General features: G+C 69.9%; 21 protein-coding genes. 11 read left to right on the top strand and 10 right to left on the bottom strand.

What is annotated here, in order from left to right; genetic code table 11:
* The 5 genes from VEC11_RS06075 to VEC11_RS06055 all read left to right on the top strand — a co-directional run bounded on the left by VEC11_RS06075 (window position 1) and on the right by VEC11_RS06055 (window position 6336).
* Window positions 1-1803: a M56 family metallopeptidase gene (locus VEC11_RS06075; protein ID WP_464129741.1), complete on the top strand. Its 1803-nt coding sequence runs from the start codon at window positions 1-3 to the stop codon at window positions 1801-1803.
* Between the two features lie 262 nt (window positions 1804-2065).
* On the top strand, window positions 2066-3466 hold the full coding sequence (locus VEC11_RS06070; RefSeq protein ID WP_464129739.1) for a M20/M25/M40 family metallo-hydrolase: 1401 nt from the start codon (window positions 2066-2068) through the stop codon (window positions 3464-3466).
* A gap of 79 nt (window positions 3467-3545) precedes the next feature.
* Window positions 3546-4613, top strand: coding sequence for a type III polyketide synthase (locus VEC11_RS06065; protein WP_464129738.1), 1068 nt, complete (start codon window positions 3546-3548; stop codon window positions 4611-4613).
* Window positions 4610-5299 (top strand): methyltransferase domain-containing protein, encoded by a 690-nt coding sequence (locus VEC11_RS06060; protein WP_464129737.1) that lies wholly within the window; start codon window positions 4610-4612, stop codon window positions 5297-5299. The genes VEC11_RS06065 and VEC11_RS06060 overlap by 4 nt, the downstream gene beginning before the upstream one ends.
* The gene (locus VEC11_RS06055) at window positions 5278-6336 is read left to right on the top strand and encodes an NAD(P)/FAD-dependent oxidoreductase (protein ID WP_464129736.1); all 1059 of its coding nucleotides are present in this window, start codon (window positions 5278-5280) and stop codon (window positions 6334-6336) included. Before VEC11_RS06060 ends, VEC11_RS06055 begins: the two co-directional genes overlap by 22 nt.
* On the opposite strand, the gene VEC11_RS06050 is transcribed toward VEC11_RS06055, so the two are convergent.
* Entirely contained in the window at window positions 6333-7382 is a 1050-nt protein-coding gene (locus VEC11_RS06050) for a cell wall hydrolase (protein ID WP_464129735.1), read from the bottom strand. The genes VEC11_RS06055 and VEC11_RS06050 overlap by 4 nt on opposite strands.
* 243 nt (window positions 7383-7625) lie before the next feature.
* Window positions 7626-7784 carry a hypothetical protein gene (locus VEC11_RS06045; protein ID WP_464129733.1) on the bottom strand — a complete coding sequence of 53 codons (159 nt, stop codon included), beginning with the start codon at window positions 7782-7784 and terminating at the stop codon, window positions 7626-7628.
* Between the two features lie 252 nt (window positions 7785-8036).
* On the opposite strand from VEC11_RS06045, the gene VEC11_RS06040 reads away from it, so the two are divergent.
* Window positions 8037-8390, top strand: a complete 354-nt coding sequence (locus VEC11_RS06040) for a UrcA family protein (RefSeq protein WP_464129731.1) — start codon at window positions 8037-8039, stop codon at window positions 8388-8390.
* 115 nt (window positions 8391-8505) lie between these two features.
* Window positions 8506-8775 carry a hypothetical protein gene (locus VEC11_RS06035; protein WP_464129730.1) on the top strand — a complete coding sequence of 90 codons (270 nt, stop codon included), beginning with the start codon at window positions 8506-8508 and terminating at the stop codon, window positions 8773-8775.
* A gap of 10 nt (window positions 8776-8785) precedes the next feature.
* Here VEC11_RS06035 and VEC11_RS06030 read toward each other — a convergent pair whose 3' ends face one another.
* A complete protein-coding gene (locus tag VEC11_RS06030; protein ID WP_464129729.1) occupies window positions 8786-9529 on the bottom strand; it encodes a LytR/AlgR family response regulator transcription factor in 744 nt (247 codons plus the stop codon).
* Window positions 9522-10646, bottom strand: coding sequence for a sensor histidine kinase (locus VEC11_RS06025; RefSeq protein WP_464129727.1), 1125 nt, complete (start codon window positions 10644-10646; stop codon window positions 9522-9524). The genes VEC11_RS06030 and VEC11_RS06025 overlap by 8 nt, the downstream gene beginning before the upstream one ends.
* Window positions 10647-11132: 486 nt before the next feature.
* On the opposite strand from VEC11_RS06025, the gene VEC11_RS06020 reads away from it, so the two are divergent.
* Complete coding sequence (locus VEC11_RS06020) at window positions 11133-11681, top strand: hypothetical protein (RefSeq protein ID WP_464129726.1); 549 nt, start codon at window positions 11133-11135, stop codon at window positions 11679-11681.
* Between the two features lie 57 nt (window positions 11682-11738).
* On the opposite strand, the gene VEC11_RS06015 is transcribed toward VEC11_RS06020, so the two are convergent.
* Both VEC11_RS06015 and VEC11_RS06010 read right to left on the bottom strand, forming a co-directional pair.
* Window positions 11739-12230 (bottom strand): hypothetical protein, encoded by a 492-nt coding sequence (locus tag VEC11_RS06015; RefSeq protein WP_464129725.1) that lies wholly within the window; start codon window positions 12228-12230, stop codon window positions 11739-11741.
* 35 nt (window positions 12231-12265) lie between these two features.
* Entirely contained in the window at window positions 12266-13660 is a 1395-nt protein-coding gene (locus VEC11_RS06010; protein ID WP_464129724.1) for a UDP-N-acetylmuramate--L-alanine ligase, read from the bottom strand.
* A 37-nt stretch (window positions 13661-13697) separates the two neighbouring features.
* Between VEC11_RS06010 and VEC11_RS06005 the strand changes: the two genes are divergently transcribed.
* The 3 genes from VEC11_RS06005 to VEC11_RS05995 all read left to right on the top strand — a co-directional run bounded on the left by VEC11_RS06005 (window position 13698) and on the right by VEC11_RS05995 (window position 15823).
* Window positions 13698-14516 (top strand): LD-carboxypeptidase, encoded by an 819-nt coding sequence (locus VEC11_RS06005; RefSeq protein WP_464129723.1) that lies wholly within the window; start codon window positions 13698-13700, stop codon window positions 14514-14516.
* Window positions 14517-14658: 142 nt separating this feature from the next.
* Entirely contained in the window at window positions 14659-14910 is a 252-nt protein-coding gene (locus VEC11_RS06000; RefSeq protein ID WP_464129722.1) for an SWIB/MDM2 domain-containing protein, read from the top strand.
* Window positions 14911-15007: 97 nt separating this feature from the next.
* Complete coding sequence (locus tag VEC11_RS05995) at window positions 15008-15823, top strand: AAC(3) family N-acetyltransferase (RefSeq protein ID WP_464129721.1); 816 nt, start codon at window positions 15008-15010, stop codon at window positions 15821-15823.
* On the opposite strand, the gene VEC11_RS05990 is transcribed toward VEC11_RS05995, so the two are convergent.
* The 4 genes from VEC11_RS05990 to VEC11_RS05975 all read right to left on the bottom strand — a co-directional run.
* Window positions 15806-17854: a TonB-dependent receptor gene (locus VEC11_RS05990; protein WP_464129720.1), complete on the bottom strand. Its 2049-nt coding sequence runs from the start codon at window positions 17852-17854 to the stop codon at window positions 15806-15808. The two genes, VEC11_RS05995 and VEC11_RS05990, sit on opposite strands and share 18 nt — an antisense overlap.
* A gap of 84 nt (window positions 17855-17938) precedes the next feature.
* Entirely contained in the window at window positions 17939-18721 is a 783-nt protein-coding gene (locus tag VEC11_RS05985) for a hypothetical protein (RefSeq protein WP_464129719.1), read from the bottom strand.
* A gap of 128 nt (window positions 18722-18849) precedes the next feature.
* Window positions 18850-19251, bottom strand: a complete 402-nt coding sequence (locus VEC11_RS05980) for a GFA family protein (protein ID WP_464129718.1) — start codon at window positions 19249-19251, stop codon at window positions 18850-18852.
* Between the two features lie 68 nt (window positions 19252-19319).
* The coding region (locus VEC11_RS05975; protein ID WP_464129717.1) for an AAA family ATPase at window positions 19320-20166 on the bottom strand (847 nt) is incomplete at its 5' end.

Below are 20166 nucleotides of genomic sequence, written 5' to 3'. Positions count from 1 at the left end.
ATGGACGTGTCTTTCTTTGTCCAGATGGCCTGGAAATCCGCCCTGATCGCCGGGGCCGCGCTGGGTCTCGCTTATGTGCTGCGCTCCCGCGCGGCGTCGGACCGGGCGATGGTGCTGCGCATCGGCGTCACCATGCTCCTGCTGCTGCCGCTCGCCGCGCTGGCCCTGCCGGCGCTGCAGATCGAGGCCTTCTCCGCGCCCGAGACGCCGGCCACGGCGGCCGTCGCTCCGGCGGTCGCGCCCGAGCTGGCCGCGACCTACCAATATGCGCCCGGCCCGGAAATCCGGCTTCCCGACGCGCTGGCCGCGGCGCCGGAGCCGGCCGCCGCAACGTCCATCTGGGACGATCCGACCCCGCTCGTTCTCCTCGCTTATCTGGGCGGGCTGCTGATGGTCGGCGGCCGGCTGCTGATCGGCCTCTTGATGCTGCGCCGCTGGACGAAGGGCGCGCGCGACGTGACCGATCCCGATTGGCTCGCCGCCTTCGACCGGGTGCGCGGCGCCGATGACCGCGTGCGGCTGATGGTCTCCGATTCGGTGCCCTCGCCGCTCAGCTGGGGCTGGCGGAACCCGGTTATCCTGATCGATCCCGACACGCTGGACGAGCCGGAGGAAGCCGACGCGATCCTGGCCCATGAAATGGCGCATGTCGCGCGCCGCGACTGGGTCGCCCTGATGCTGGCCCGGATGACGTCAGTCGTCTTCTGGTTCAACCCGGTCGTCTGGCTGCTGGAGCGCGAGATCGTCCAGCAGGCCGAGGAGGCCGCCGATTTCGAGGCCGCCGCCCATGTCGAGCCGGCCCGCTATGCGCAGACCCTGCTGACCTGGGCGCAGATGAACGGCGGAGCCTATGCCGCCAATTCGATCGCGCCGAAGCACAGCGCGCTGGGCAAAAGGATCCGTGCCATCCTCGACCGCCGCGAGCGGCCGCGGGGCTCGGCCTGGACCAAGATCGCGGCCCTGACCTGCATCGGCCTGGCCGCGCCGATCGCCGCCGTTCAGCTCGTCCAGGCGGCCCAGCCCGAGGCGCCGGCCGCGCCTGCGGCACCGCCGGCGCCGCGTGCCGTCCCGGCCGCACCGGCAGCACCCGGCGTTCCGGCTCCGCCGGCCGTCCCCGCCGCGCCAGCCGCGCCGGCCGCCGACTTCGACATCGACATCGATATTCCCGACGTGTCGGGCGACGTCCATGCCGTGCTCGCGGAAGTGCTGCCGCACATTCCGCAGATCGTCGCCGCCTCCATGTCCGGGGTCGATCCGGAGCAGGTCAGCCGGCAGGTGCAGGAAGCCCTGCGCGACGCGGAGCCGGAGCTGCGGCGGCTGAACGGACCGGACCGCGAGCGCGTCCGCGCCGAGATCCGCCGGGCGATGCAGCAGGCCCGCGAGCAGATGGCGCGTGCCCGCGTCGACATGGCCCGCGTGCGCACCGACATGGCCCGCGTCCGCGCCGAGATGCGGGCCAATGCGCCGCGCATCGCCATGGCGGTCCGCGAAGCGCATCGCGCGGCCGCCATCGCCCCGCAGGCGATCGCCATCTCCATGCGTTCCGGCGCCGCCGGGATGGAGCGCGGTGCCGAGGGCATGGAGCGCAGCGCCCAGCGCATGGAGGAGCAGGTCCGCCAATTCCGCGACCGCTCCTGGCGCGAGCAGGAAATCGCCCGCCAGCGCGCCCGCGGTCACAATGTGACCCATGAGGACCTGCTCGAGGCCGCGCAGGGCATGGAGGAAGGCGCCCGCGGCATGCGCGAGGGAGCCCGCGAGATGCGCGAGGCCGCCAGCCGCATGGGCGAGGGCCACAGCGACTGACGAATCCCCAGGGCGGCGGGTTGCCCCCCAAAAGCTCCAGGGAGGTGACGGGCGGCGTGCAGGCCGCCCGTCATTTTCTGTAGAATAGGCGGGAGGTCAGGATGGATGTGAATCGCCGTAACCTGTCCTCCGCGCCGGCCGTCCGGCGATCGTCGCGGCCTATGGCCAGGCCAGCCTCGAATGACCTGATCCTGTCGGAATCCGCTTGAGCGAAAAGGGCGGCCGTCCCATGGTCGCGCCGCTGCCATGGGGGGAGATGAAGATGCTCAAGCGTGCGGCTCTGCTGCTTTCAGTCCTGATCGCCGGCGGCCCCGCCATCGCCCAGGACCAGCCCCGTCAGCGCCAGGCGCGGCAGATCCTCGAGCGGCTCGTCTCCTTCCGCACCGCCTCCGGTCACGGGCAGGTCCCGCCGATGGTCGCCTATATCCGCGAGACCCTGCGCGCCGGCGGCGTGCCCGAGGCGGACATGGAGGTCATCCCGCACGAAGAGACCGCCGCACTGATCGTCCGCGTCCCCGGCGCTGACTATGCGCGGCGCGGCGAGCCCCGCCCGATCCTCTTCTCCGCCCATATGGACGTGGTCGACGCCCGGCCCGAGGACTGGCAGCGCAGCCCGTTCACCCTGGTCGAGGAGAATGGCTATTTCTTCGGCCGCGGCGTGCTCGACAACAAGACCGGCGTCACCTCGCTGGTCTCGACGATCCTGCGCCTCCGCGCCTCGGGTCAGCAACTCCAGAACACTCTGGTCTTCGCCTTCATCGGCGACGAGGAAACCACTTTCGGCACGACCGAGCTGGTCGCCCGGCACAATTGGGTGCGGAATGCCCGCTATGCGATCAACACCGATGCGGGCGGCGGCATGCTCGCCCCGAACGCGCAGCCGCTCGTCTATCTGGTGCAGGGCGCCGAGAAGACCTTCACCTCCTTCCGGCTAACCGTCACCAATCCCGGCGGCCACAGCAGCAGGCCGCGCGACGACAATGCGATCTACGATCTCTCCCGCGCCCTGCTCAGGATCGAGGCGTATCGCTTCCCGGTCCGGGCGACGCCGCTGACCCGCGCCTATCTCGGCACGCTCGGCCGGATCGTGCCCGGGCCGGCTGGACAAGTACTGACCCGTTTCGCCGCCAATCCCGAGGATGCGGAGGCGGCGGAAGCGCTGCGCCATGCCCCCGAATATGTCGGCACGACGCGGACGACCTGCGTCGCGACGATGCTCGACGCCGGCCACGCCCAGAACGCGCTGCCGCAGCGGGCCTCGGCCGTGGTCAATTGCCGGATCTTCCCCGGCGTCCAGCCGGAGGCGGTCCGGCAGGCCCTGGTCGCCGCGATCGGCAACGAGGCGGTGCGCGTCGAGACTTTGGGCAATCCGCGCGTCGGCCCCGTCTCCGAGCCCGATCCGGCCGTCGATGCCGCGATTACCGCCTCCATCCACCGCCGCTATCCGGGTGTCGCCATCTCGCCCTATCTGGAATCGGGCGCCACGGACGGCCTCATCTACCGGCTGGCCGGAATTCCGACCTGGGCGACCTCCGGCATCTTCATCAAGCCCGACGAGATGTTCGCCCATGGCCTCAACGAGCGGATCCCCGTGGCGAGCTTCTATGCGGGCCTCGAGCACATCCACGATCTGGCCGTCGCGCTCGGCAATGCGCGCAATTAGTTCGGCCTTGCAACGGACCCATGAGCGGGCGTAGCCGTTGACCGGGAAACGGGGGCGTCGAGCCGAGAGGTCCGTACGCGTGACTGAGAGACGCGCCTATATCAACGCCCTCGCGGGCGTCGTCCCGGAACATGACGTGCACCGGCTGTTCATCGACTGGGCCCAGGGCCAGGTCGAGGACGGACGCATGCGCAAGCTCTTCCTGCGCATGGCGGACCGTAGCGGAATCGAGCATCGCTGGTCGGTGCTGGCGCCGCCGGGCGGAGAGATGCACGACCGGCCGGGCGGCTTCTACCATGGCGGGCCGCCGCCGACCTCGCAGCGGATGCAGACCTATGCGGAGGAAGCGCCGAAGCTGGCGCTCGGCGCGATCGCGAAGCTGCGCGAGCAGGCCGAGCTGGACGGCGTCACCCATCTGGTCGTGGCGAGCTGCACCGGCTTCGTCGCGCCCGGCGTCGACCAGATCATCGCCCGCGCGCTCGGGCTGGAAGGCGTGGAGCGGACCCTGGTCGGCTTCATGGGCTGCTATGCCGCGGTCTCGGCGCTGAGGACCGCCTATCACATCGTCCGCTCCGAGCCCCAGGCGCGGGTGCTCGCCGTCACCGTGGAGCTCTGCTCGCTGCACCTGCAGGAGACGCAGCAGCTCGAATCCCTGCTCGCCCAGCTCCAGTTCAGCGACGGCGCCGCCGCGGCCCTCGTCACGAGCGAGCCCGGCGGCCTGGAGATGAGCCATCTCTTCTCCATGCAGCTCGAGGAATCGGCCGAGCTGATCCAGTGGCAGATCGGCGATACCGGCTTCGAAATGACGCTGTCTGGCGAGGTGCCGGGCCGCATCCAGCAGGCGCTGTCAGACGAGATGGTAAGGGCCACGATCTACAATGGCTGGGGGCCGGAGCAGATTTCGAGCTGGGCGGTCCATGCCGGCGGCCGTTCGATCCTCGACGCGGCGGAGAAGGGGCTGGAGCTGCCGCAGGGCGCGCTCTGGGCCTCGCGCGAGGTGCTCGCCCGCTACGGCAACATGTCGTCCGCCACCCTGATGTTCATTCTCGCCCAGCTGATCGGCCGGCCCGACACCGGCAAGGGCGTCGCCATCGCCTTCGGCCCCGGCCTCGCCGCGGAGGGCTTCCATTTCGAGCAGGCCGGATGAGCAAGCTCGCCGCGCGGATCCGCGTCGACGAGCAGATGGACGATCCCGGCCTGGCGCCGGAAACCTACGACCGGGTGCTGAAAGATCTCGCGCGGGTCAATGCGGTGACCCTCGCCGCGCGGCCGACGCTGAGCTTCCTCGCGCGCGGGACGAAGGGCATGACGGCCTTCCGCCTGCTCGACGTCGGCTTCGGCCATGGCGACATGCTGCGCCGGATCTCGCGCTGGGCGAAACGGCGCGGGCTCGCCGCGGATCTGATCGGCGTCGACCTCAATGCGCGCAGCGCCGTTGCGGCGCGCGCGGCGACCCCCATTGCATGGCCGATCGAGTACCGGACCGGCGACTATCATGACGTCGCGGGGCCGCTCGATTTCGTCGTCTCCAGTCTCGTTGCCCACCATATGACCGATGCGGAGCTGGAGGAGTTCCTGCGCTTCATGGAGGCGCGCGCCGCCCGGGGCTGGATCGTCAACGACCTGCACCGCCTGGCCTTCCCATATGCGACCTTTCCCCTGCTCGCCCGCCTGCTCGGCGCCCACCGGATCGTGCGCGAGGACGGCAAGGTCTCGATCGGGCGGTCCTTCCGCCCCGCCGACTGGGAGGCGATCCTCGCCAAAGCGGGCATAACCGGTGCGCGCGTCGTCCGCCGCTTCCCCTTCCGGCTGTGCGTCGAACGGCTGCACTGATCGTCGGCGGGGGGCCGGCCGGGGCGTCCGCCGCGATTTCGCTGGCGCGCGGCGGGGCGATGCCGGTCGTGATCGAGCGCAGCCCGGGCGAGCGCGACCTGGTGTGCGGCGGCTTCCTCGGCTGGGACGCGATCGCGGCGCTGAAGAAGCTGGGCCTCGATCCGGCTGCGCTTGGCGCGAAGCCGATCCACCGGCTGCGCCTCGTTGCCGGGCGCAAGGTCGTGGAGACGGAATTGCCGGCGGCCGCGGCCGGTCTCTCCCGCCGCCGCCTCGATGCCACCCTGCTCCGCATGGCCGAGGAAGCGGGCGCCGCGGTGCTGCGCGGCCGGACGGCGCGGGCGCTGGAGGAGGGCTGCGTCCGGCTCAACGACGGCAGCGAGATGGCCGCCGACGCCCTCTTCCTCGCCACCGGCAAGCACGAGCTGCGCGGTGCCGTCCGTCCGATCGGGACGCGGCCCGTCTCGGTCGGCCTCCGCACCGCGATCGCGCCTCCGACCGATCTCGCGGGCACGATCGAGCTGCATCTCTACAATGGCGGCTATGCAGGCCTGCTGCTGCAGGAGGACGGCGCTGCCAATCTCTGCCTGTCGGTCGCGCAATCGCGCATGGCCGGCGGGCGGGAGGCGCTGCTCGCCGAATTGATGCGGGAAGCGCCTTTGCTCGCCGAGCGGCTGGGCGGCGTCATCCCCGCCGACTGGGAAGCGATTGCCGGCGTGCCTTATGGCTGGCGCGCCCGCAGCGCGGAGCCGGGCCGGTTCCGGATCGGCGACCAGGCGGCGGTGATCGCAAGCCTCGCCGGCGACGGCATTGCGGTGGCGCTGGCGAGCGGCGCGGCCGCCGCTCATGCCTGCCTTCACGACGACGATGGCGCGCCAGCCTATCAGCGCGCCTTCGCGGCCCGCGCGAAGCGCCCGATCGCGATCGCCGAGACCCTTCGCCATATGGCGGAGGCGCCGGTCAGGCGGAAGCTGATGCTGGGGCTGGCCGGCTGGCCGGGGCTGGCGAAGCTCGCGGCCAGGCTGACGCGGGTCGGCTAGCGCGCGCCGGTCACCGCGCCGGGCGCGTCGGAGCGCCATTGGCCGGACTGCTGAAACTCCTCGCGGATGCCGGAGGCGGGCAGGTTGCTCGCCGCCCAGCGCGGATCCTGCGGGATATCGGACGGCACCGGAGCCGGGGCCGGCGAGTAGGTCGGCTGGTAGGCGGTACCGGCGAAAGCGGGCGCGTCGGCGACGGCCGGGAGTGCGCCGCCCCGCGAGGCGCGCGCCATGTAGGAGGAGCCGCGCACGACCGGCTCGCCGCCGGCATAAGCGTCGCTGAACGAGCCTGGCGCGCCGGCCAGGCCCGGCAGGCGGTAGAAGATGTGCGCGCCGATCGTCGCCGTCTTCACAAGCCGCGGGGCCCAGGACGGGAAGACGTAATTGGCGTGGTAGAAGGTCGAGAGGCCGACCCCTGCATAGGTGCGCCCGGCCAGCGCCTCGGCCGCATATTGCCGCGCCCGCGCCCAGAGCGTCGGCACGGGCGTGCGCGCCAGCGAGCCGTCGCAGGTGAAAGTGAACTGGCAGCCGCCGCCGGGCCGCATCGCGCCCTGGTAGACGACGCCGCAGACCGTGTTGGGCCAGGAGGGATGGCGGACGCGGTTCAGCACGACCTGCGCCACCGCGCGCATCCCGTCCTCGCTCTGATTGCCCGCCTCGTAATAGATCGCCTGGCTGAGGCAATCGAGCGAGCGCATCTGGTCGACCGGCGTGGTCGGCCGGAAGGCGTAGGACGCCGCAGCCGGACTGGGTGTGCCGGCGATCGGCAGATTGGCATTGGCGGTGAAGGCGCCGGCGCCCTCGAGCGAGCCGGTGGCCCCTTCGAAGGCGGGCAGCACGCCGGTCGCGGCGCCGGGCTGCGGCACTGCCGGCGCGGCCGCGGCGATGACGGAAGCGTCGCTCACCTGCAGGTCGGCAGCAGGGCCGGAGCCGGCCAGAGCGGGGACGCAGGAGGCGATCGGGATGATCAGGGCGAGCTGCGCGAAGCTGCGCGCGTCGCGGCCGAAGCCACGTCTCCTGTTGCCGCTCCTGCGCATCCTGTTCGCCATGCCTTCCGCCCGGGACGAGGTGTCCCAGAGCGTCGCATAACTGCAGTCCGCACGCTCCGCGCCCCCTGATTTTGGGGCGTCCCAATAGTGGACAGAGGTGCAGGAAGTGTTGACGTAAGCGCAAAGAACGAGGCGGCAGTCGAAGCCAGGTCCGTCATTGCGAGCGGAGCGAAGCAACCCAGTGCCGCATCAGGCCTGACTGGGTTGCTTCGTCGCTAGCGCTTCTCGCAATGACGGGGTGGGTCAGCCGCCGGCTGTGCCTTTGCGGCTGGGCTCGGCCTGCTTCAGCTTCTCGCCTGAAATCGCCTCGCCGCTCTTGCCCATCGCGGCCTCGGCATCCCTCAGCGTCGGGTTGCGGTTGTTGTTCTTGCCGCCTTCGGCGCCGCCATGCTCGCGCATCATCCGTCTCCTTTGCCGCTCAACGAACCGCCGCCGGCGGGGTTGCCCGCCTCCGGTCGAACCGGCGCCGCGCTTCGTCGAACCGGACGGGCATTGGCCGAAACGAAGTCCATCATGATCGAAACGCAGCGGCGAAGGCGCTGCGGTTCGGCGAGGAAAGGGACAGCGGCCCGGCGGCACCTGGTCCCCCACCCGATCGCCGGGCCGCAAACCCGAACCGAAGGCCTCCCCCGGGGCCGAACAGGAGTAAGAGTGATGTCCCTGCGTACCATTGCCCTCGCCGCGGCCGCCTGCGCGGCCACCGCCCTGACCGCCGCTCCGGCCGCCGCGTCCGATATCGTCGTCACGCCCGCGACGGTGACCGTCCGCGTCTCCTATGCCGATCTCAACCTCGCCAGCGCGGAAGGCCGTGCCCGGCTCGACCGCCGCATCGCCGGCGCCGCGCGCAGCATCTGCGGCAATTATGTTCCGGCGCACCTGGAGATGTTCACCCTGGTCCGGAACTGCCGCCAGGAAGCAATCGCGTCCGCCCGTCTTCCCGCCGCCGCCCTCGCCGGCGCGCGCGACCTCGCGGTGACGGGCCGCAGAATGAGCCGCGCCGCCAACTGAGCCCACCAGGCGGCAAAGCTCATGGGAGGCGGCGATGCCCCATCGCCGCCTCCCTATTCATTTGGGCGAACGCAATTCCGTCCAGCCGCCCGTGCCATCGTGCTAGGGCCGGGGAATGATCTGGAACATCATCGATCGGCGGCAACGCCCCTATCGCTGGAAATGCGTCAATACGATCATCGAAGCGGTGGAGCATGACAATGCCTGCGCCGATTCCGACCAGGCGCCATCCGTCGACCCTATGCTGAGGGTGGACTATGAAGAGAGAAACGGACTCTCGATCCAGGAGGCCGTCGCCTGGGCAAATGCCCAGGGCAGTCCCGTAACGCTCTATCTCTATGACGAAGGCGTGGGGACGGCCGCTGCTGCCGACGCCCTGCAGTAGCGCCGGTCAGTCAGCGCCCCGCGAACCTCTTCACCTCGTCGACATAGGACCTTCCGATCCGCTGCTCGGCGCCGTCGCTGAGCCGCGCGGTCCAGTGGCCGGCCTCGTCGCGGTAGAGGCCGGTGATCGTGTCGCGCCGGAGGATCACGGAGCGGTGCACGCGCATGAACAAGGCGGGATCGAGATCCTCCTCGAGCTTGGCGATGGTGCGGTGGATCAGCCAGGAACGCTGGCCGACATGGAGGCGCATATAGTCGCGCTCGGCGGTGATCCGCTGGATGTCCGACGCGGCGATGCGGACCAGGCCGGTATGGTCCGGCACCCAGAATTCCTCGACATGGCGCGAGGCCGGCCTGGCGCCCGAGGGCCGGCCGCCGGCGAGGTAGGAGCGCACCCGCTCCAGTGCCCGCTCCAGCCGGTCGGACTGGACGGGCTTCATCAGATAGTCGATCGCCGCGACGTCGAAGGCGGCGACCGCGAAATTGTCGAAGGCGGTAACGAAGACCACGGCGGGGTCGACGTCCGACCTGGAGAGCGCGCGGGCGACGTCGATCCCGTCCATGCCCGGCATGGCGATGTCGAGCAGCACCACGTCGGGCGCGACCGCCTCGGCGATGCGCAGGGCCGCCTCGCCGTCATTGGCGGTGCCGGCCACGGTCACCCCCTCCAGCCGGGCGAGCAGCAGCTGCAGCCGCTCGACCGCCAGCGGCTCGTCGTCCACCACCATCACACGCAAATCACGCCCCTCAGCCATTCCTCACCACCGGCATATAGAGATGAACGGTATAGCCGCCGTCCGGATCCGGGCCGGAAAGGCAGCCGGCGCGCGAGCCGAACCGCGCGGTCAGCCGGTCGCAGACATTCCTGAGACCCACGCCGGTGCCGCCCTCGCCGCCCTCCTCGGCCGGGACCTCGCCGTCATCCTTCACCTTGATGTGCAGCCGGCCCGCTTCCTCATGGGCCGAAATGCGCACGGTCACGTGTTTGCGGGAGCGGGCGACGCCATATTTGACCGCATTCTCGACGACGGGCTGGAGGATCAGCACCGGGACGCGCGCCGACTGCAGCGCCTCGGGCACGTCCACCTCGACGGTGAGCCGCTCCGGGAAGCGGATCTGCTCGATGTCGAGATAGAGGCGCTGCAGCTTGATCTCCTCGTCCAGGCTGACGTCGGCCGTGGGATCGGCGGAGAGCGTGGCCCGGAAGAAGGTGGAGAGGTTCATCAGCATCTGCTCGGCCGTGTCGGTCCGCTTCGAGAGGATCAGCGAGGAGAGCGAGTTCAGCGTGTTGAACAGGAAGTGCGGGTTGATCTGGTAGCGCAGCGCCCGGAGCTGCGCTTCCTGCGCCTCGCGGGCAAGCATGGCGGCGTGGCGGTCGGCGACGCGCAGCTGCCGGGCATAGCTCATGGCCACGTAGAAGGCGGCCCATGCCGCAAACAGGAAGAACCAGGCGAAGGAGCTGTCGAGGATCGAGCGGGCGGCCATTTCGAGCGGGCTCCAGCCCATCGAGTTGCGCTCCTGCTCCTGCTTCACGGCGTTCAGCGGCGCATAGACGTAGAAGGCGTAATAATTGACCGAGGCGTAGGCGATCGCCGCAGGCAGGCAGAGCACCGCCGCCACCGCCGCCTTCACGTTGAGGCTTTTCGCCGCGATCGGCCGCAGCGCCAGGTAGAGGAGGAAGGTGATGAAGATGCCGGCGAGCGACACGCAGCTGCGCCGCGCCATCATCTCCCAGAAATCCGGATATTGCACGACGACCGAGCGCACCGTGGTCAGCGCGAAATAGAGCACCCAGAACCCGACGATCGATTTTATCGCGATGCCGAGATCGGGCAGCCGGCGGTGCTCGCCGTCCGGGAGGGCCTTGTCCATGGCTCCTCCTAGCGCCCGCTCCCCTGAAAAGCTTTCCGCCGCGGGGTCGTTTGACGAAAGGCGTGGCGCGTTGGTCGAAAAGCCGGGCAGCGGACGGCGATATCCTGACGCGTCAGGCTCGCCCAGCAGGGGCTCGCCGTCCCCGTCGCCCTTTTCTTTTTTGTTGTTGCCCACGCCTGATTCTCTTGCCCCGCGCCCCTCTAGCATGGCCCGCGGGACCGGTCATCGCCAGCATTTCGCCTGCGATTTGAAGGACGAGCAGTCGTTCCGGCTGCGCAAACAGGGCGCATTTGCGCGGCTTCGCTTCCGGCGGCTGTTGCCCGGCCGCATCAGTTCGCCCGTCCCGCGACGAATCGTAGTAATTCGGCGTTGCAGCCCCGACTCTTTCCTGATTCACTTTTATGAACGAGGGGTGGGGTTGTGGTTAACGGCTTGGAAAGTCGTTCTGGTGCATGATCCTTTCTCGGGGGCAAAAGGAGTGGGATCATGAGTACCAGGACTCGGCCCGCAAGCGGGGCGACAAGTTTGGCGGAGATGCGCGAGTTCGCGTCCTTTTCGAAGGGCACGCAGCGCTACATTCGCCGGTCGCTCGACGTGGGCCTTGCCCGTCGCGACGCGGTGAAGCGCTGGTCGCGCGATCCGGCCGAGGCCGCCGGCATCCGCGCGCAGGAGCGCATCTATCGCCGCCTCGATCCGATCCGCGCCGCCATTCCCGACGACAGCGGCCTCGAGGCGATGGAGCCGCTGATGGCGCCGCTCATCACCATGACCGCCTTCGACCTCGGCCAGGACCGGCTGCCCTGCTTCGCTTCCTACCGTTTCCTCTACGAGCGGCTGATCGGCGCCGCCGTCCGCCCCTGGCTGCCCGGCGCCTTCTGCGCCGCCTCCGCGCTGCCGCACCTCCATCCGGATCGCCGGCGCACCCTGCTCCAGTCGATCAGCGAGGCCGCGGCGACGGCGCCCGGCTGGTCGAACCGCGAGCCCGTCTTCTTCCCCGAATGGGTGGAGAAGGTGGACACCGCCGTCGCCAACTGAGGCTGCCGGTCTCCCTGGAAGAATTGCGGCGGACCCAGCGGTCCGCCGCTTCTTTGTTCAGCGCAGGATTCTGAGCCGGACGTCGTCGACGGCGAGCTCGGCCTGCGTGCCCTCGACCTGGAAAGCGATTTCGATCGTGCGGGCGTCGCGCGGGACCCGCACGGTCACGCCATGCCGCCGCCAGTGCTCGCTCGCGGCGATCAGGGCGCGGGCATTGGCGGCGCCGGCGCTGACGATCAGGCTGCCATTGCGATGCGCGAAGCCGGGCGCCCTGGCCTGCGCGGAGACGCGGATCGTCCGCCCCCGATAGCGGCGAGCGTCGATCCGCTGGAACAGCCTGCCCCCGGCCCCGGGCGGGGCGGCGCTGCGCGCCCGCCAGCCCATGGTGACATAGGCCTCGCCCTCGGCGGACTGGCGGACGACATCGTGGCGGTTGTCGGCGGGATAGGCGCGGATGCCCCGATGGGCCTCGACCTGCCAGCCGTCCAGCCCCCGCTCGAAGCCGGGATTGGCGAGCTGGGCAGCCAGGGCGAGCGCGGCGAGGATCATGACGGCTCCTTTACGACCCGTTGGATGAACCGAAGCTAGCCGAGCCTGGCGAGCAGCTCCTCGGCGAACAGGGTCAACGTGTCGTCGCGCGCGCCCATGATGACGATGCGGTCCCCGGGCCGGGCCAGCGCGACCAGCCGCGCGGCCGACAGGCGGCGCTCGGGCGGCGGCTCGGCGATATGCTCCGCCTTCCGGCCCCGCGCCACGATCGCGTCCGTGACGCTGCCGGTGCCGACGCTCATGTCGGTGGTGCCGCCATAATAGACCGGGTCGGGCATGAGCAGGATGTCGTCGGCCGCGAGCTCGCGCGCGAACATATCGATGAACTCGCTGCCCATGACGCGGAGCGGTGCGTAGCCGTGCGGCTGGAAGAAGACGAGCAGGCGGCCGGGGAAGGCGTGCAGCGTGCGGAGCGTCGCCGCGATCTTCTCGGGATTGTGCCCGAAATCGTCGATCACCCGGACCCCGCCGGCCTCGCCGACCAGCTCGAAGCGCCGCCTGAGGCCGCGGAAGCCGGCCAGCGCCCCGGCCGCCTCGCCCAGCGGAATGCCGGCCGCCTCGGCCGCCGCGAGCGCGACGAGCGCGTTTTCGACATTGTGCCGGCCCGGCACCTGCAGCCGGACCGGAACGCCGTTGGCGGTGAAGGAGATGGCGAAGGGTTCCTCGACCACGTCCGCGCCGAACAGGTCGGCGCCCTGGTCCTTGAGCGAGCAGGTGCGCAGCCGTTCGGGCGCCAGGGCTGCGGCGAGCAGGCGGGTCTCATCGTCGTCGAGATTGAGGACGACTTTTCCGGCATTGGCCGCAAAGTCCCGGAAGAGATGGCGGAGCTCGTCCAGCGACTTGTGGTCGAGGGTGATGTTGTTGAGCACGGCGATGTCGGGCCGATAGAGGGCGATCGAGCCGTCGCTCTCGTCCACCTCGCTGACGAAATCCGGCCCGCCGCCGACCAGCGCGCTGGCGAAGGGCCGGTCGGGCGAGACGAAATTCTTCATCACCGCGCCGTTCATCACGGTCGGGTCGCGGCCGGCGGCGTGCAGGATCCAGCCGATCATGCCGGTCACGGTCGACTTGCCGCTCGTCCCGCCGACCGCGATCCGCATCCCGGCGGCGTTGAACAACTCGGCGAGCAATTCGGGCCGGCCGAGCCGGGCGGCGCCCACGGCGCGGGTCTTCACCATGTCCGGAACGCTGTCCTCGACCGCGGCCGAGGCGACGACGATCTGGTCGGCGCCGGTGATGCCGCTGCCGTCCTGGCTGAACAATTCGATGCCGGCGCGCCGCAGCTCCTCGAACTTGGCGGACAGCCGGCCCTGGTCGAGCGAACGGTCCGAGCCCTTCACCTCATGCCCGCGGCCGTGCACGATCATCGCCAGCGGCAGCATTCCGCTGCCGCCGATGCCCACGAAGAAATAGGATTTGGCCTCGCCCATCGGCCCGCCCTATTGGCGGATGCTGAAGGGAGCAACCATGCGGATTGCGATCGTAGCGCCGAGCTCACGCTTCAAGGAGGAGGCTGCCGCCCGCGTTCGCCAGATCGCTGCCGCCCGCTATCCGGACGTAGAGCTCTTCTTCCATCCGCAGTGCTTCCTGACGCACAATCATTTCGCAGGCACCGACGCCGAGCGGGCGGCGGCCCTGGTGGAGGTGGCGAACGATCCGGGCTTCGGCGCGGTCTGGCTCGCGCGGGGCGGCTATGGTGCCTGCCGCGTGGTGGAGGATGCGCTGGCCCGGTTCGGGGAGGCGGCGCGCCGCAAGGCCTGGCTCGGCTATAGCGACGCCGGCTACCTGCTCGCCGCGCTCTACAAGGCCGGCTTCCCCGATCTCGCGCACGGGCCCATGCCCTCGGATGCCATGCATGAGGGCGGCGAGGCGGCGGTCGCGCGCGGGCTCGACTGGCTGGTGCGGCGCGATGCCGATGCGCTCGAACGGAAGCTCGCAATCGGCGACCACCATGCCGCCTTCAATCTGACCGTGTTCAGCCAGCTGCTCGGCACCGCGCTCGAGCCTGACCTCAGTGACCATGTCCTGCTGCTGGAGGAGGTGTCCGAGCACATGTACCGGATCGACCGCAGCTTCTCCCACGTCACCGGACAGGCCTCGGTGCGCAATGTCGCCGGGATCAGGCTCGGCCGGGTGAGCGACGTTCCCGACAACGATCCGGACTTCGGGGAGGACGAGGAAAGCGTCGCGCGACACTGGTGCCAGCGCGCCGGGATCGCCTTTCTGGGCCGGGCCGACATCGGTCACGACTCAGCCAATAAGGTGGTTCCATTCGGCCGTTTCTGAGCGCTGGCCCCTCTCTGACGGCTTCAATCCACAGAAATCGCGCAAAACGACGCGAAACCAGCCCATTTCGTCTCTCTGCCCCCATTGCCAACAGAGGGGAATTGCGCTCTATCGACCTCACGAACACCACAGGGAGGCAATAATGGCAGATGGTAAGAGCGGGTTGCAGCGTCCGGTGAAGCCGTCGGCGGACCTCGCCGCGATCACGGGTTCCGATCCGTTGCCGCGCAGCCAGGTCGTCAGCAAGGTCTGGGACCATATCCGCAAGAACAATCTCCAGAATCCGCAGAACAAGCGCGAGATCGTCGCGGACGACAAGCTGAAGAAGATCTTCGGCAAGGATCGCTGCTCCATGTTCGAGATGAACAAGCATCTTTCCCGTCACCTGAGCTAGAAGCTTCGCCGGCGATCGCCCGGCGTCAGAGCAAGGGAACCGCCCGCCCGGCTGGACCGGGACGGGCGGTTTTCGTTTTCTGACAAGGGATATTGCCATGACGAAGGAAGAATTGCGCGGGGATCTCGAGGCGCTGGGCGTGCGCGCCGGGGATCTGCTGATGGTCCATGCCTCGCTCAGGAGGCTCGGGCTCGGGCGCGCGGATGCTGGCGAAGGTGCCGCGGAGCGTCTGCTCGACGCGCTCGAGGCGGCGGTCGGGCCGGAGGGCACGCTGCTGATGGTGCTCGGCACCGACTGCCCGACCGACTGGGTGAACGAGCAGCCGCCCGAGACGCGGGCGCAATTGTTGGCCGGAGTGCCGCCATTTGATCATCGGAATGCACCGGCAATGCCGGATGTGGGCTGGCTGGCCGAGGTGTTTCGCAAGCGGCCCGGAACGCTGCTGAGCGACAATCCGAGCGGTCGCTTCGGCGCCCGCGGTGCGCAGGCGGCGGCCCTGCTCGCGGACCAGCCTTGGCACGATTATTACGGCCCGGGCTCGCCGCTCGAAAAGCTCTGCCGCCGGGGCGGGAAGATCCTGCGCCTCGGCGCCAATCCCGACACCGTGACCGCGCTCCATTATGCCGAATATCTGGCCGACCTGCCGGACAAGCGCCGCACACGCTGGGACTATGTCCTGGCGGGCCCGGACGGGCAGGGCGAGCACGTCTGGATCGATTGCCTCGACGATTCACGCGGCATCGCCGAGTGGGAAGGCGAGGATTATTTCGCACTGATCCTCAAGGCCTGGCTGGCGCTCGGCCGACATGGCGAGGGCCTGGTGGGCAAGGCGCAGAGCGAGCTGATCGACGCCGCGGACCTCGTCGCGTTCGGGGCGCGCTGGATGGAGGAGAATCTAGCCGCGCCAGCGTAGGCCGAGCCACAGCGTCCGCGGCGTCGCGCGCTCGACGATCCCGGCGCCGGAAATCCCCGCCACGACCTCTTCGTCGGTGAGATTCTCGGCCCGGGCTTCGAGAGCGAGCCTGCGCGTGAGGGGGAGCACGGCCACGGCGTCGACGGTAAGCGCGTCGGGAATCCGCTGGCTGCCCAGATCGTCTTCATATTGGGTGGAGACATAGCGCAGGCCGATCGACGCCAGGGCGCCGCGCGCATTCTGCCAGGCGAGGCTCGCGGTGAGGCTGTGCCGGGGCGTTTGCGCAGGACGCCGGCCGTCCAGCGGCGCGGCGATGCCCGCTGCGGTCACCTCGGCATCGGCGAAGCTGTAGCCGGCGGCGAGCCGGAACCGGCCGAAGCTCAGGGCGGCATCCACCTCGATCCCGCGGCTCTCGATCGCGTCGACATTCTGCCGCTGCCGGAACGCGCCGCCGGCGGCGACGAAGCCGACGCCGGGAAAGGCCCCCGGCCCCTGACCAAGGGTCACGTTGGCGATGGCGTCGGTGAGGCGGTTGGCGAAGACGGTCATCCCGATCCGCGCCCAGCGTGCCGGGCGGAGGTCGAGGCCCGCCTCGATCCCCTCCAGCCGCTCGGGCGACAAAGCGGCATTGGCCGCGGTCGCGTCCGCGCCGACGCGAAACGGCCGGTAGAGCTCGTTCAGCGTCGGCAGCCGCCAGCCGAGATAGGCGGCGGCGCGCAGGGTGAGCGGCGCCGCGACGCTGAGGGCGAGACCGGCGCGCGCCGTCGGCTCCCAGCCGCTCCGGTCCGGGAAGGCGCTGTCGGTCAGCGGCGCCTGCGTCGCGAGGATGCGCTCGCGAAGGCTGCCGTTCGTTATCCGCCAGCGGTCGAGCCGGATACCGCCGGTGAGGGTGAGCGGGCCCTGCTCCAGGCTCGCCTCGGCAAACGCGCCGATCGTGCTCGTGCGCCCGCCGGCGACGCGGCCGCGCGTGGGAGCGCCGGCGACAAATTGGAACAGCTCCTGCGTCCGTCCCTCCGTGTCGCGCCAGTCCGCCCCGAGCCGCAGCGAGAGCAAGCCGAGCCGCGGACGCAGCTCGAACCGCGCGCCCCGGCCGGTCGACGGGACATTATTCTGGTCGAGTGTCTGGTTGACGGTGGTGCGGCCCGCATTCACCGCGGCGAAGGCATTGGCGAAGTCGCGGACCTGGACATAAGCGAGCGCCGAGAAAGGCAGCCGGCCCCGGCCGACCAGCCGCAGCGAGGCGTCGGCGCCGCGCGTCTCGATCGCGCTGAAGGCGGTTCCGCGCTCGCGTTCGTCGACGAAGGCGGAGACATTGGCCTGCAACTCGATCGTCCCGGTCAGCGGGGCGACGGCCCGGACCGCGAGGCTGGCCTGCTCGTAGGGCGAGGGCCGGTCGACTGGCCCCCGCTGGCGCGCGACCACCGGGATGAAGCCGTCGCCGCGCGCATAGGACGCGGACAGGCCGAGAAAGCCGCCGCCGAGCCGCGCGCCATAGCCCGCATGGGCGTCGATTCCGTCGCGGCTGCCATAGGCCAGGCCTGCCGTCGGGCCGTCCAGTCTTTCCGGACCGGCGCTTTCCAGTTCGATCGTCCCGGCCAGCGCACCCGGGCCGTGCACGCCGGTGCCGCCGCCGCGCGTCACCCTTATGCGCTCGAGCCGGCGCGGATCGTAGGCGGGCCAGCTGATCCAGCCGCCGAACGGGTCGGTCTGCGGCACGCGGTCGAGGAGCAGGAGCACGCGGCTGGAGGCATTGCCGCCCAAGGCGCGGAGCGTCGCCCCCTGGCTGGTCGGATTGGCGCTGCGCGCGTCCGAGCGGCGGAATTGCTGGAAGCCCGGAATGGCGCGCAGCACATCCTCGAGCCGGTTCGAGGCGCTGTGCTCCAGCCGGTCGCGGCCGATCTCGCTGATGTCATAGGCCGCGTCGCCCGGCGCGGCGCCGAGGCCATGGCCGGTAACGACCACCTCCTGTCCCTGCGCGGAAGCGGCGCCGGGCAGGAGCAGCAAAGTGGCGGGCAGGAAAAAGCGGGCCATGGCCGCCCGCTTATACCAAAAAGCCGCGCCGGTGAGGGGGAACCGGCGCGGCTCCTGGCCGATCGTGTTGGGAAGCGATCGACTTTATGTGCTCGGCGTCGATGTCGTGCTCGGCGTCGATGTCGTGCTCGGCGTCGTCGAAGCACTCGGCCTTGCCGCCGCAATGGCGGCCTCGAGCTGCGCCCTGGTCATGGCGATGACCAGGCCCTGGCTGTTGCGGCCGAAGGCGTTCAGCGCCAGCCGGCCCTTGGCGGTGCCGGTGTTGATGACCGCGCCGCCCGCGTCGGGCGACTCGATGGTGCCGACCACCGCACCGTGCTGATCGCGAACCTGCGCGCCGGCGCGCAGATCGCCGGCGGTCGCACTGACGAGCGCGCCCGGCGGCACCGGAGCGCCCGGCGTCGCCTGCGACTGCGAACGCGCCTGCGCGGTCGGGGCCGCATTGGCTGGCGGGGTCGTCGTGGGCGGCGTCGTGGTCGGGGTGGTTCCCGCCCGGGCATTGGCCGGCGGGGTGGTCGTCGGCGGAGTCGTCATCGGCGTGGTGCCGGCGCGGGCATTTGCGGCAGGCGCCGGCGGAGTCGTGGCCGGCGGCGTGGTCGCCGGCGGCGGCGTCTGGGCAGACTGCTGCGGCGGCTGATCGTCGTCGCTATTCTCGGGCTGCTGGGCTTCGGTCTCCGTCGCGTCCTGCTCCTGCTGGCTCGGCGGGGTCGTGGTGCTCGACGGAGCCGGCGGGGTCGTGCTCGGCCGCGGCGGCTGGGTCGCGGCAGGCGGGCCGGACGGCGGGCTCTGGGTCGGTTGCTGGGCCAGGGCCAGGCCAGGCAGCGTCAACGCCGCGGCGGCCGCCAGAAAGCGGGTCTTCAGGGTCATGTCATCCTCCAAAGGGTTATTTTGGAGAGACAAAGGTCGGGCTTGATCGAGGTTGCACGACCCCGGGACGGACCGTGGGAGTCGGGCGATGAAGCGCGGCTCAATCTGCTCGTTGCGGGAGCGAGCCCCTAATCCATGCCCGGATAACGCTGGAAGGCGGGAAGCGCATCCGCATCCTTCATCCAGGCGACCCGCTCCGCCACCTGGATCTGCGCGGTCGGCGGCAGCGCCTCGGGCGTGTCGAGCGTCGCCGACTGGATATCGGTCTGCCCCGGAAAGATCTGGTCGTTGGTGTAGAAGAGGCCGGTGCCGCAGGTCGGGCAGAAATGGCGACGACCATGTTCGGACGAGGCATAGACCGTCGCCTCGCCCTGCGTGACGCGGAAATGGTCGTTGCCGAACAGGGTCCAGCAGACCATCGGCGCGCCGGCATGGCGGCGGCAATCGCTGCAATGGCAGAGCGCGCTGTGCGCCGGCTCGCCTTCAACCTCGTAACGGATCGCCCCGCAATGGCAGCCGCCAGTCAGCATCTCGTCCTCCCTGTCCGCGAGTCGCCGCAGCTTAGCGGCAGCGCGCGAACAAAGGAAGAACGAACCTGTCAGAGCACGTATTTGCTGAGGTCGGTGTCGCGGGCGATCTCGGCGAGCTGCGCCTCGACATAGGCGGCGTCGACGGTGAGCGTCTCGCCCTGGCGCTGCTCGGCCTCGAAGCTGACGTCCTCGAGCAATTTCTCCAGCACCGTCTGCAGCCGCCGGGCGCCGATATTCTCGACCTGGCCGTTCACTTCGGCGGCGATGCGGGCGAGCGCGCGGATGCCGTCCTCGGCGAAGTCGATCGTCACCCCCTCCGTGCCCAGCAGGGCGCGATATTGCTCGGTGAGGCTCGCGCGCGTGTCCGAGAGGATGCGGACGAAATCCTCCTCGGTCAGCGCCTTCAGCTCGACGCGGATCGGCAGGCGGCCCTGCAGCTCGGGCAGCAGGTCCGAGGGCTTGGCGACATGGAAGGCGCCCGAGGCGATGAAGAGGATATGGTCGGTTTTCATCGGCCCGTATTTGGTGGCCACGGTCGTGCCCTCGATCAACGGCAGCAGATCGCGCTGCACGCCTTCGCGGGAGACGCTGCCGCCGCGCACGTCCGAGACAGCGATCTTGTCGATCTCGTCGAGGAAGACGATGCCGTTCGCCTCGGCGTCCTTCAGCGCGGTGCGGTTCACGTCGTCGGGATCGAGGCGCTTGTCCGATTCCTCCTCGATCAATTTGTCCCAGGCGTCGGCGACGCGCATCTTGCGCTTCTTGCGCGGCTGCTGGCCCATCGCCTTGCCGAGCATGTCGCTGAGGTTGATCATGCCGACCTGGCCGCCCATGCCGGGAATCTCGAACGGGGTGTTGGGCTGATCGAGCACGTCGATCTCGATCTCCTTGTCGTTCATGTGATTCTCGGTGATG

The sequence above is a fragment of the Allosphingosinicella sp. genome, assembly GCF_035626655.1.
GTDB lineage: Bacteria > Pseudomonadota > Alphaproteobacteria > Sphingomonadales > Sphingomonadaceae > Allosphingosinicella.
This window is presented reverse-complemented; position numbering and strand designations above follow the sequence as displayed.

What these genes read in the sequence shown, in the direction of transcription:
- VEC11_RS06075 (WP_464129741.1), top strand. Translation starts at nt 1, where the DNA reads ATGGACGTGTCTTTCTTTGTCCAGATGGCCTGGAAATCCGCCCTGATC.
- VEC11_RS06070 (WP_464129739.1), top strand. Translation starts at nt 2,066, where the DNA reads ATGCTCAAGCGTGCGGCTCTGCTGCTTTCAGTCCTGATCGCCGGCGGC.
- VEC11_RS06060 (WP_464129737.1), top strand. Translation starts at nt 4,610, where the DNA reads ATGAGCAAGCTCGCCGCGCGGATCCGCGTCGACGAGCAGATGGACGAT.
- VEC11_RS06050 (WP_464129735.1), bottom strand. Translation starts at nt 7,382, where the DNA reads ATGGCGAACAGGATGCGCAGGAGCGGCAACAGGAGACGTGGCTTCGGC.
- VEC11_RS06045 (WP_464129733.1), bottom strand. Translation starts at nt 7,784, where the DNA reads ATGATGCGCGAGCATGGCGGCGCCGAAGGCGGCAAGAACAACAACCGC.
- VEC11_RS06040 (WP_464129731.1), top strand. Translation starts at nt 8,037, where the DNA reads ATGTCCCTGCGTACCATTGCCCTCGCCGCGGCCGCCTGCGCGGCCACC.
- VEC11_RS06035 (WP_464129730.1), top strand. Translation starts at nt 8,506, where the DNA reads ATGATCTGGAACATCATCGATCGGCGGCAACGCCCCTATCGCTGGAAA.
- VEC11_RS06030 (WP_464129729.1), bottom strand. Translation starts at nt 9,529, where the DNA reads ATGGCTGAGGGGCGTGATTTGCGTGTGATGGTGGTGGACGACGAGCCG.
- VEC11_RS06025 (WP_464129727.1), bottom strand. Translation starts at nt 10,646, where the DNA reads ATGGACAAGGCCCTCCCGGACGGCGAGCACCGCCGGCTGCCCGATCTC.
- VEC11_RS06020 (WP_464129726.1), top strand. Translation starts at nt 11,133, where the DNA reads ATGAGTACCAGGACTCGGCCCGCAAGCGGGGCGACAAGTTTGGCGGAG.
- VEC11_RS06015 (WP_464129725.1), bottom strand. Translation starts at nt 12,230, where the DNA reads ATGATCCTCGCCGCGCTCGCCCTGGCTGCCCAGCTCGCCAATCCCGGC.
- VEC11_RS06010 (WP_464129724.1), bottom strand. Translation starts at nt 13,660, where the DNA reads ATGGGCGAGGCCAAATCCTATTTCTTCGTGGGCATCGGCGGCAGCGGA.
- VEC11_RS06005 (WP_464129723.1), top strand. Translation starts at nt 13,698, where the DNA reads ATGCGGATTGCGATCGTAGCGCCGAGCTCACGCTTCAAGGAGGAGGCT.
- VEC11_RS06000 (WP_464129722.1), top strand. Translation starts at nt 14,659, where the DNA reads ATGGCAGATGGTAAGAGCGGGTTGCAGCGTCCGGTGAAGCCGTCGGCG.
- VEC11_RS05995 (WP_464129721.1), top strand. Translation starts at nt 15,008, where the DNA reads ATGACGAAGGAAGAATTGCGCGGGGATCTCGAGGCGCTGGGCGTGCGC.
- VEC11_RS05990 (WP_464129720.1), bottom strand. Translation starts at nt 17,854, where the DNA reads ATGGCCCGCTTTTTCCTGCCCGCCACTTTGCTGCTCCTGCCCGGCGCC.
- VEC11_RS05985 (WP_464129719.1), bottom strand. Translation starts at nt 18,721, where the DNA reads ATGACCCTGAAGACCCGCTTTCTGGCGGCCGCCGCGGCGTTGACGCTG.
- VEC11_RS05980 (WP_464129718.1), bottom strand. Translation starts at nt 19,251, where the DNA reads ATGCTGACTGGCGGCTGCCATTGCGGGGCGATCCGTTACGAGGTTGAA.